Origin of the sequence: Altererythrobacter sp. MTPC7 (assembly GCF_042851395.1) — a bacterium.
Taxonomy (GTDB): Bacteria; Pseudomonadota; Alphaproteobacteria; order Sphingomonadales; family Sphingomonadaceae; genus CAJXSN01.
This window is the reverse complement of sequence record NZ_BTGS01000029.1, coordinates 1-7,705: the sequence shown is the minus strand read 5'-3', so window position 1 is coordinate 7,705 and position 7,705 is coordinate 1. Positions and strand designations below refer to the sequence as shown.

Annotated in this window: 13 protein-coding genes and 1 pseudogene; 4 read left to right on the top strand and 10 right to left on the bottom strand. The window is 63.2% G+C overall.

The genetic code is table 11. The features are described from left to right. The coding region (locus tag ACGHJ7_RS14500; RefSeq protein WP_390479113.1) for a dipeptidase at positions 1 to 1,097 on the bottom strand (1,097 nt) is incomplete at its 3' end. A gap of 99 nt (positions 1,098 to 1,196) precedes the next feature. Between ACGHJ7_RS14500 and ACGHJ7_RS14495 the strand changes: the two genes are divergently transcribed. Together ACGHJ7_RS14495 and ACGHJ7_RS14490 are read left to right on the top strand one after the other, a co-directional pair. Continuing rightward, positions 1,197 to 1,487 (top strand): DUF427 domain-containing protein, encoded by a 291-nt coding sequence (locus ACGHJ7_RS14495; protein WP_390479112.1) that lies wholly within the window; start codon positions 1,197 to 1,199, stop codon positions 1,485 to 1,487. A gap of 37 nt (positions 1,488 to 1,524) precedes the next feature. Next, entirely contained in the window at positions 1,525 to 1,938 is a 414-nt protein-coding gene (locus ACGHJ7_RS14490; protein ID WP_390479110.1) for a DoxX family protein, read from the top strand. Here ACGHJ7_RS14490 and ACGHJ7_RS14485 read toward each other — a convergent pair whose 3' ends face one another. Together ACGHJ7_RS14485 and ACGHJ7_RS14480 are read right to left on the bottom strand one after the other, a co-directional pair. Next, positions 1,939 to 2,190: an SWIB/MDM2 domain-containing protein gene (locus ACGHJ7_RS14485; protein ID WP_390479108.1), complete on the bottom strand. Its 252-nt coding sequence runs from the start codon at positions 2,188 to 2,190 to the stop codon at positions 1,939 to 1,941. It lies immediately after the preceding gene. 25 nt (positions 2,191 to 2,215) lie between these two features. Further along, positions 2,216 to 2,800, bottom strand: a complete 585-nt coding sequence (locus ACGHJ7_RS14480) for a YbhB/YbcL family Raf kinase inhibitor-like protein (protein WP_390479106.1) — start codon at positions 2,798 to 2,800, stop codon at positions 2,216 to 2,218. A gap of 232 nt (positions 2,801 to 3,032) precedes the next feature. On the opposite strand from ACGHJ7_RS14480, the gene ACGHJ7_RS14475 reads away from it, so the two are divergent. Continuing rightward, positions 3,033 to 3,380 carry an Mpo1-like protein gene (locus ACGHJ7_RS14475; protein ID WP_390479104.1) on the top strand — a complete coding sequence of 116 codons (348 nt, stop codon included), beginning with the start codon at positions 3,033 to 3,035 and terminating at the stop codon, positions 3,378 to 3,380. A gap of 1 nt (position 3,381) precedes the next feature. Here the strand turns inward: ACGHJ7_RS14475 and ACGHJ7_RS14470 are convergent, their stop codons facing one another. Both ACGHJ7_RS14470 and ACGHJ7_RS14465 read right to left on the bottom strand, forming a co-directional pair. Next, positions 3,382 to 3,849 carry a COG3650 family protein gene (locus tag ACGHJ7_RS14470; RefSeq protein ID WP_390479102.1) on the bottom strand — a complete coding sequence of 156 codons (468 nt, stop codon included), beginning with the start codon at positions 3,847 to 3,849 and terminating at the stop codon, positions 3,382 to 3,384. Between the two features lie 28 nt (positions 3,850 to 3,877). Continuing rightward, entirely contained in the window at positions 3,878 to 4,321 is a 444-nt protein-coding gene (locus tag ACGHJ7_RS14465; RefSeq protein WP_390479100.1) for a DUF3429 domain-containing protein, read from the bottom strand. A gap of 115 nt (positions 4,322 to 4,436) precedes the next feature. Here ACGHJ7_RS14465 and ACGHJ7_RS14460 point away from each other — a divergent pair, with 115 nt between their 5' ends. Beyond that, positions 4,437 to 4,943, top strand: a complete 507-nt coding sequence (locus tag ACGHJ7_RS14460) for a GFA family protein (RefSeq protein WP_390479099.1) — start codon at positions 4,437 to 4,439, stop codon at positions 4,941 to 4,943. Here the strand turns inward: ACGHJ7_RS14460 and ACGHJ7_RS14455 are convergent. The 5 genes and pseudogenes from ACGHJ7_RS14455 to ACGHJ7_RS14435 all read right to left on the bottom strand — a co-directional run. Next, positions 4,940 to 5,155, bottom strand: a complete 216-nt coding sequence (locus tag ACGHJ7_RS14455) for a hypothetical protein (protein WP_390479097.1) — start codon at positions 5,153 to 5,155, stop codon at positions 4,940 to 4,942. The genes ACGHJ7_RS14460 and ACGHJ7_RS14455 overlap by 4 nt on opposite strands. Positions 5,156 to 5,236: 81 nt before the next feature. Further along, on the bottom strand, positions 5,237 to 5,449 hold the full coding sequence (locus ACGHJ7_RS14450; RefSeq protein ID WP_390479095.1) for a cold-shock protein: 213 nt from the start codon (positions 5,447 to 5,449) through the stop codon (positions 5,237 to 5,239). 283 nt (positions 5,450 to 5,732) lie between these two features. Further along, entirely contained in the window at positions 5,733 to 6,317 is a 585-nt protein-coding gene (locus tag ACGHJ7_RS14445; protein ID WP_390479093.1) for a fasciclin domain-containing protein, read from the bottom strand. 177 nt (positions 6,318 to 6,494) lie between these two features. Continuing rightward, positions 6,495 to 6,833: an HPF/RaiA family ribosome-associated protein gene (locus ACGHJ7_RS14440; RefSeq protein ID WP_390479092.1), complete on the bottom strand. Its 339-nt coding sequence runs from the start codon at positions 6,831 to 6,833 to the stop codon at positions 6,495 to 6,497. Between the two features lie 204 nt (positions 6,834 to 7,037). Continuing rightward, positions 7,038 to 7,705, bottom strand: a pseudogene (locus ACGHJ7_RS14435) (hypothetical protein); the annotation flags it as partial.

The following is a 7,705-nucleotide window of genomic DNA, read 5'->3' as shown; positions in this document are numbered from 1 at the left end:
GACACGTCTTCCAGCCCCGGCGGCGCAAAGGGAATGCCGTCGTAATCCCCGCCGATGCCGATCGCGTCGATACCCGCGACCGAACGCACGTGGTCGATATGGTCGGCGGTCTGGGCAATGGAGGATTGCGGGAGGGGATTGGCCTCGTCCCATGCCTCCAGCCGCCGGGCGACTTCGCCGGGCTGCCCCAGCCATAGCGCCTCAAGCCGGGCAGTCTCTGCCGCACGGTTGGCGTTCCAGACACGCGCTTCCTCGCTCAGGAACCCGGGCACGAAGGTTACCATGATGATGCCGCCATTCTCCGGCAGCCGCTGCAAAACGCTGTCCGGCACGTTCCGGGCGTGGCCGTTGATCGCCCGGGCAGACGAATGGCTGAAGATCACCGGTGCACTCGCCACGTCCAGCGCGTCGTGCATGGCTTTCTCGCTCACATGGCTCAGGTCGACCAGCATGCCGATCCGGTTCATTTCGCGCACCACGTCCTTGCCGAAGTCGCTCAGCCCGTCATTGCGCGGCTCGTCGGTCGCGCTGTCCGCCCAGCTGAGCGTCTTCGAGTGCGTCAACGTCATGTAGCGCGCGCCCATCGCGTACATCTGCCGCAGGACCGCCAAGCTAGATCCGATGGAATGCCCGCCTTCCATTCCCATCAGCGAGGCAATCCGGCCATTGGACACCGCGCGCTCCACGTCGTCTGCGGTCAACGCCAGTTCCAGATCGCCGGGATACCGCGCGATCAGCCGCTTGGTCACGTCGATCTGCTCGATGGTCGCCTGCACCGCTTCGGGTTCGTCCAGCGACGCGCTGACATAGACGGACCAGAACTGCGCACCCAACCTGCCTGCGCGTGCACGGGTGATGTCGGTATGCATCGCAGCGCGTGTGTCGGTGGCCGTGCCGGTCGTATCCTCGAAATCAAAATCGGCAAGCACGTTCCCGAACCGGCCGCGCAGCTGGATCGGAACGTCGTTATGCCCGTCCCACACAGGGGCCGCGTCCAGCGCTGCCGCCGCCACCTCTTCTGCCGACTGTGCAAATGCCGGCGATGCAGTCGCGGAAAGAAGCAGGGCGGCGAATAAGGGGGACGGACGCGGGATCATTGGCTTTCTCTCCATCGGAATTTCCGACCCGGTGGAACGGGTCGGCTTCTGTTTCGCTGACCTAGCGAAACCGCATACGAAAGCAAAAGGACCTTTGCCATGACCATGGAAGCACGCTGGAATGGCGAAACCATCGCTCGCAGCGACGACACCGCGATTGTCGAGGGAAATCACTATTTCCCGCCAGCGAGTGTCAATCGCGGCAATCTCGTCCACTCGGACAAGACGACCCATTGTGGATGGAAGGGTGATGCAAGCTATTTCAGCATCAATGCCGGCGGTGCAATGCTGGAAGACGCCGCCTGGACCTATACCGACCCGCTGCCGGACGCGGAGCATATTCGCGACCATATCGCGTTTACCGGAGAGGTCGAGATCGTCGAAGACTGAGTTGAGGCGCACGCCATGACATGCGATGGCACGGGACATGGCGAAAGCAGTCACCCGCGCCGTCCTGGCATTGTTCTATGCGGTCGCGGGCTATCTCCACATAGCATCGCCTGTCCCGTTCCTGCTGATCACCCCGCCATGGGTTCCTGCACCCGCCGCGGTGGTGTTCTGGACCGGGATCGCGGAGATTGCCGGTGCGGCAGGGTTGCTCCAGCCCTACTCCGCGCGATTGCGCCGCGCGGCCGGCGTGGGCCTTGCCCTCTATGCGCTGTGCGTATGGCCGGCGAACATGCATCACTTCGCCATCGACCTCGCCAGCGCGAACAGCGGTGCGACAGGGGGTCTGGGCCTTGCCTATCACGTGCCGCGCATGATCGCGCAGCCGCTGATTATCTGGCTGGCCCTGTGGGCGGGCGAGGTGACCCGATGGCCCCTCGCCCGCAATCTCTGATCAGCTGAGGTGCTTCGACACCGCTGCGGTCATCTTGAACATGGAAATTTCTTCCTTGCCGATGACGGCGCCCAGCTTGTCGTCAGGCACGATGGTGCGCTTGTCGGTCGGCTTCTGCAGGTCGTGCTTCTTGATGTATTCCCACACCTTGGACGTGACCTGGGCGCGGGTCATCGGGCCCTTGCCGATCACGTTTTCAAGTTCGGGCGAAACCGTGACGGGTTTCTGAAGGGCGTTGTTCTTTCCGGCCATTACAAATCTCCTGTTGGCAAGTGTTTCAGTCGATAGCGTCTTCGTCGTCCCAGTCGATCTCTTCCTCGGGAAGCGACTGGTATTTTGCAGCGAGCACCGCCGCTGCGGTGACCTGCCCCTCCATCGAGGCAAGCAGGTCGTCCTTCGTTGCGCCCGGCAGCAGCGTCAGCGGCAGGTCCAGCGCGAATATCTGGAAGACATAGGTGTGCGCCTCTGCTCCGGTTTCCAGCTGGGGAAGGAGCCATTCCGAATTGCCGCGATCGTTCTTGCCGACACGCGGCGGCACTTCGCCCTCCAGCAATTTTCCGCGCTGTCCGCCAAGGCCCCATACGGCCCAGTGCAGGGTCGGCGGGCTGGCGCTCGCGTCTTCGACCAGGATAACCAGTTCCTGCGTGCCGGGAGGCGGGGCGGTCCATTCCAGCGGCGGCGCAACGGCGTCTTCTTCGTCAGCCGTGAAGCATGGATCAAGGACGCCTCCGGCTTCGAATGCCGGGCTCGTCAATGTCAGTCCGCCCCGCCCGATCTGGTTCGCCTTCGCAAGTCGCGCGATCGCGAGCCCTTCACTGCGAGGACAGTCCTTGGGCAGCACGGAATCGAGCCATTCGGCCATTCTAAATCGTCTCCAGTCTGAAATTACGCCTTAGTGCTAGGACCATTTGTGCCCCTTTGCGAGGGCGCAGGGCGGGCTTTTCAGGCATTTCCCCCAATTTGCAGGCTTGTCTGCCGCATCGCGAAGATGTCAGACCCCATCGGCGCGTGACCTGCTATCGTTGAAATCGACTCGCATTTGCTTCAGATCCGGTTCGAAGAGGACAACATTCAGGACACGGGGAAATCGAAGGATGGCCGAGAGGGAATACAAGAGCTTTTCCGACTTCTGGCCATTTTACCTGCGCGAACATTCGCTCCCCCGAACCCGAATGCTGCACTATGTCGGGACCAGCCTTGTCGTAGGGCTGACCGTCTTCGGCGTCCTGACTGTAAACTGGTGGGTCCTGATCGCCCTTCCGCTGGCCGGGTATTTCTTCGCCTGGATCGCGCATTTCACCGTCGAGAAAAACCGGCCGGCGACCTTCACCTATCCGCTGTGGAGCCTGGTGGCCGATTTCAGGATGTGGTGGTTGTGGCTGACAGGGAGGCTGCGTCCGCACCTGCGAAACGCCGGCGTGGCGTCGGACCCCAAGCGCTAGCTCACGGAGCCTCCCGCCCGGTGAAGGGCTGCCTGTCGGTGTGGGCACAGCCCACACGCTGTTCTGCACCAATCTGGAGAGTGACAGTGTAGGGATAGACACGGTCGCTCATCCCGTCACTGCATTCGCCCGGTGTTACCGTCATGTCGACGGGCGCTCCTTCCATCGTGCCAGAGAAGCCCAGTCCGCCCTGCCCGGTGAAGCGTTCGACTGCGAAGCGCACGCCATCGGCATTTTCAGGTGTCGTGTAGAGCATCTGGCGATCCGCAACTTCCCCGCCCCAGAACGGTTCGGTTCCGCCGAAATAGATCGTTTCCTCCACACCGATGCCGGTGAAACCTTCCGGCGAGGTTCCGGGCACCGTATCGCTATCCTGCTGGCTCGCCCCGAAGGCCGCCAATGCGAAAAGAGCCGGAAACAGGAAAACGCCGCGAAGGCTCATCGAAATACCGAGGGGAAGTGAGGTCATGCCCCCCGAATTACTGCCTCGAGGCGGCCTAGCCAAGGGCAAGCAGGATGGAGAGCAAGCCCAGTCCGAACGAGAGCGGGGTTCGCAACGCCATCCACCACGGCGGCGTAACCTGCAGTTCGGTACCGACACGCCGGTCGACGAAAAGGCTTGCAAGGATGGCCAGACCCAGTCCGACAAGCGATGGTCCCGGCCAGTTGGCCCCTGCGATCCACGGCAGGTAGGTGACCAGCGCCCAAAGACTGGGCACGACTGATAACAGCCACAGCCAGGCCGGAACGTGGCGGTCCGCTGCGCTCTCGGCCGCGGCGAGCCCCCACCACAACCCTCCGAGGAAGCTGAAGATCAGTGCCGCATAGCCCCACCCGATCGCGAGTGCGGTGAACCGCCATTCAAGCGGCCCGAACCAGACTGCGAGAACACAGGCCAGTTGCGGCAGCAAGCCGGCAAGGCCCAGAATAAGCGGAAGCATGGGGATTTTCGTCATCCTACGGTCAACGCAGCGAACACCCGAACGCTCCCATCTTCTTCTTGATCAGCCGGGGTCTTCGTGCACCTTGGACCGCGTCCATTTTCAGGAGCAGGTCATGAGCGACACCACTATCGACCTTTCATCGGGTGCGGTGCTCCGCAAGCTAGAAGGGCACTGCCTATGCGGTGCGGTAAGTATCGCATTGCATGGCGCAAACGGTGAAGTCGATGTGTGCCATTGCACCATGTGCCAACGCTGGGGCGGTTCGTTCTTCGGCGGGGTGCAAGGCGCCGCGTTCGACCTTTCGGGACGCGCTTCGGTCACATCCTACAGGTCGAGCGAATGGGCCGAGAGAGCGTTCTGCAAAACCTGCGGCAGCCATTTGTGGTTCCGCTTCATCCCTGCCGACCACTACAGCTTCCTGACCGGCCTGTTTGAACTGCCGGCCGATACGCCGCTTCAAATCAAGCAGCAGATATTCGTCGACGAGAAGCCCGCTTGGTTCGACCTTGCCCAATCCAGCCCCATGAAGACTGGCGCACAGATCATCGCGGAGGCCAAGACCGCCGGTTTCGAACTCGGCAATCCGCCTGCGAAGGACGACGACCGTCCGGACGCCTAGGCGGTGGGGGTAGCCTCCGCCTCGCGCTGGGCGGCTTTTTCCTGCTCTACCTTCGCGCGCTCGACCGCCACCGCGCGGGCCTGGTTCGCGAGGCCGCGCCATGTCGCCTCGGCTCTAAGCGCCCGGTCGCGGACATTGGCTAGCGCGGCGTTCTCTGCCTCCGCTGCCGCTTCGTCGGCACGGGTAATGTAGAAATCGTAGCCCTGGCTCATAGTGCCCCTCCCAAGGGTTGCTCCGTCAAAACGCCTCCGGGCGGCCTGGCCGATGCCGACCGCCCGGATGCAGAAATCGGATCAGTCGGCGGCCGACAGGTTCACGGCGCTTTCCTTGCCGTTGCGGCCTGTCTCGACTTCGTAGTTCAGCCGCTGCTCCTTATCGAGCGTGGTCATGCCCGCTGCCTGAACCGCGGTGATGTGCACGAAGCTGTCGGGCGAACCGTCGTCGGGCTGGATGAAGCCATAGCCCTTGTCTGTGTTGAAGAATTTTACTGTGCCGGTCTTCGACATGAGGTGTTCCTTTCAAGGAAACGTGTGCCGCGCGGCGAGATTGCCGGGCGGTATTCGCGTCAGTTCGTCCGATGAAAGGAAGTCGTCGTCCAAGTGCGCCCTGGTGGTTATCTGGCACCGGGCGGTCGTCAAAATCCGAAGTCCGTCGCAAATTTCGACGTCAGCAGTAGGAGGGTTAGCTCTCTTCGCCCCGATTACCTAACGCCGATTATCGCCGGCAAGACAGGAAAGGCGGGCCCTCCTGCTGGAATACCCGCCCTTACCTGATCAGATATGAAGCCGATTATTCGGGCATCAGCACCGTATCGATGACGTGGATGATGCCGTTCGAGGCCTGCACGTCGGTCGCGGTCACGGTCGCCGTGCCACCTGCGGCGTCGGTCAGCACGACGTTTTCGCCGTCGAGCATCGCGGTCAGCGTGCCCCCGCCCAGCGTGTTGATCGTGTACCCTTCTTCGCCTGCGTCGGCGATCGCCTGCGTCAGCGTGGCTGCATCGACCGAGCCTTCGACGACGTGGTACTGCAGGATCGTACCGAGCTGGTCGGTCTGGTCGGTGGTCAGCGATTCAAGCGTGCCGTCGGGCAGCTTGTCGAAGGCGGCATTATTCGGCGCGAAGACCGTCAGTGGGCCGTCGCCCGACAGTGCGTCGCCCAGACCGGCAGCGGTCACGGCAGAGACGAGCGTCGAGAAATCTTCGTTGCCCTGTGCCACTTCGACCAGGTTGCCGGCGGCCATGTCGTCATTGGCCATGGTGTCGGCTGCGGTGGCGTCGTCCATTTCGACGGTGTCGGCATCTTCTGCCGGTGCGCCACAGGCGGCCAGTGCGAGCGAGGCTGCGGTGGCGAGTGCGATGGGAAGCTTTTTCATGGTGTTTTCCTTGGTATGTTCACTGTGGAATACATCGGTATACGGCCCGCCCGACCGGCTGGCCTGTTACCCCCATGAACGGGCGCATCGGCGGGATGTTCCAAAAAAGGCGACAATGTGGCCTAAAAGAGGTAGTCCCGCCCTGCTCTCTTTCCGTAGCGTTCCCGCCTTCCGCGATCAGTCCACCTGCTCGGGGATCGGCGCGTGGCGGCCATCCTTCTCGAACTTGCGGCGCAGCAGCTTGGCGAGCTTCGTGCCCGCCTCGCGCGCGGCTGCATCGACGTCGCCCGATTTGGCGACCACGGTGACGGGCGCCCCGCCGCGAATGCGCGCTTCCAGGACGCAGGCCTTGTCATCGCCGCCGCCCTTGGTGCCGTTTTCGTCGCGCACGTGAATCTCGAGCCGCGTGAGGCGATCCTCGAACCGGCCGAGCTTCTCGCGAAGCCGCGCCTCGATCCGCTCCGCCACGTTTTCCGTGCCCATCACGCTGCTGTCGGAATTGAACTGTACCTGCATGACATCGTCTCCTTTTTCATTGTGTGAAAAGGAAACGCCCATGCCCCTGCGAAGTGCCCGGAAATCGGCCTTTCGGTAGCCGATTGCGAAGTTGACAAAGGAAACACCGCCTTTCCAACACGTATCGGCGCAAGCCCCTGACCGAACTCGGTTTTTGCGCCCCCGCGAAGTTGACATATTCCGCGGGAACACGCGAAAACCGCCCTACCCGGCGGGGTAGTCGTCCTCTTCCTCGTCCTCCCACAGGTCCTCGTCATCGTCATGGCCGTCCCATGTTTCCGGCCCCTCCTTCACGCGCGCCAGCAGGCCGCGGAAATCTTCCGCGTCGTAGGCGGCGGACGGGTCGGTGCGGGGCGGTTCGTCGCGCAGGAAGCCGTGGCGCATGGACAGCAGCGCGATGGTCAGCCGCTCGTCGAACTTGCGCGACGTGCCCACCAGCTCGCCCCTGTAGTAATGATGCCGCTCCACGCCGTTCAGCGCGCGGTCCATCGCGGCCGCGCCCAGCGAATCGAAAGAGCACTGGAAGGCCGCATCCCAGGCGAGGTCGAAAGGCTCCCCCTTCAGCCGCGCGCGCAGCTTGTAGGCGGAGGCGCGGCTCATCCCCGCCGCCTTCGCCGCTTTCGAGACATTGTGCTTCGTCGCCAGCGCTTCGAGGAAGATCGCCTGCTTTTCCGGCGTCCACCCGTCATGGCGGATGGCCGGCGCGCCGGCATTGCCCGGCGGCATGCGGACCAGCGCCGCGCCTGTGGCCGCGTGGTTCGGGTGAGGGCCGGCTCCGTGTTCGGGCTCGCATTGCGGGCCGAGGTCGCTTCTGCCGAAGTCATCGGGACCGAGGTCGCCGGCGGGGCTGGAGGGGTCGAAGGCGGACAGGG

What these genes read in the sequence shown, in the direction of transcription:
- ACGHJ7_RS14495 (WP_390479112.1), top strand. Translation starts at nt 1,197, where the DNA reads ATGACCATGGAAGCACGCTGGAATGGCGAAACCATCGCTCGCAGCGAC.
- ACGHJ7_RS14490 (WP_390479110.1), top strand. Translation starts at nt 1,525, where the DNA reads ATGGCGAAAGCAGTCACCCGCGCCGTCCTGGCATTGTTCTATGCGGTC.
- ACGHJ7_RS14485 (WP_390479108.1), bottom strand. Translation starts at nt 2,190, where the DNA reads ATGGCCGGAAAGAACAACGCCCTTCAGAAACCCGTCACGGTTTCGCCC.
- ACGHJ7_RS14480 (WP_390479106.1), bottom strand. Translation starts at nt 2,800, where the DNA reads ATGGCCGAATGGCTCGATTCCGTGCTGCCCAAGGACTGTCCTCGCAGT.
- ACGHJ7_RS14475 (WP_390479104.1), top strand. Translation starts at nt 3,033, where the DNA reads ATGGCCGAGAGGGAATACAAGAGCTTTTCCGACTTCTGGCCATTTTAC.
- ACGHJ7_RS14470 (WP_390479102.1), bottom strand. Translation starts at nt 3,849, where the DNA reads ATGACCTCACTTCCCCTCGGTATTTCGATGAGCCTTCGCGGCGTTTTC.
- ACGHJ7_RS14465 (WP_390479100.1), bottom strand. Translation starts at nt 4,321, where the DNA reads ATGCTTCCGCTTATTCTGGGCCTTGCCGGCTTGCTGCCGCAACTGGCC.
- ACGHJ7_RS14460 (WP_390479099.1), top strand. Translation starts at nt 4,437, where the DNA reads ATGAGCGACACCACTATCGACCTTTCATCGGGTGCGGTGCTCCGCAAG.
- ACGHJ7_RS14455 (WP_390479097.1), bottom strand. Translation starts at nt 5,155, where the DNA reads ATGAGCCAGGGCTACGATTTCTACATTACCCGTGCCGACGAAGCGGCA.
- ACGHJ7_RS14450 (WP_390479095.1), bottom strand. Translation starts at nt 5,449, where the DNA reads ATGTCGAAGACCGGCACAGTAAAATTCTTCAACACAGACAAGGGCTAT.
- ACGHJ7_RS14445 (WP_390479093.1), bottom strand. Translation starts at nt 6,317, where the DNA reads ATGAAAAAGCTTCCCATCGCACTCGCCACCGCAGCCTCGCTCGCACTG.
- ACGHJ7_RS14440 (WP_390479092.1), bottom strand. Translation starts at nt 6,833, where the DNA reads ATGCAGGTACAGTTCAATTCCGACAGCAGCGTGATGGGCACGGAAAAC.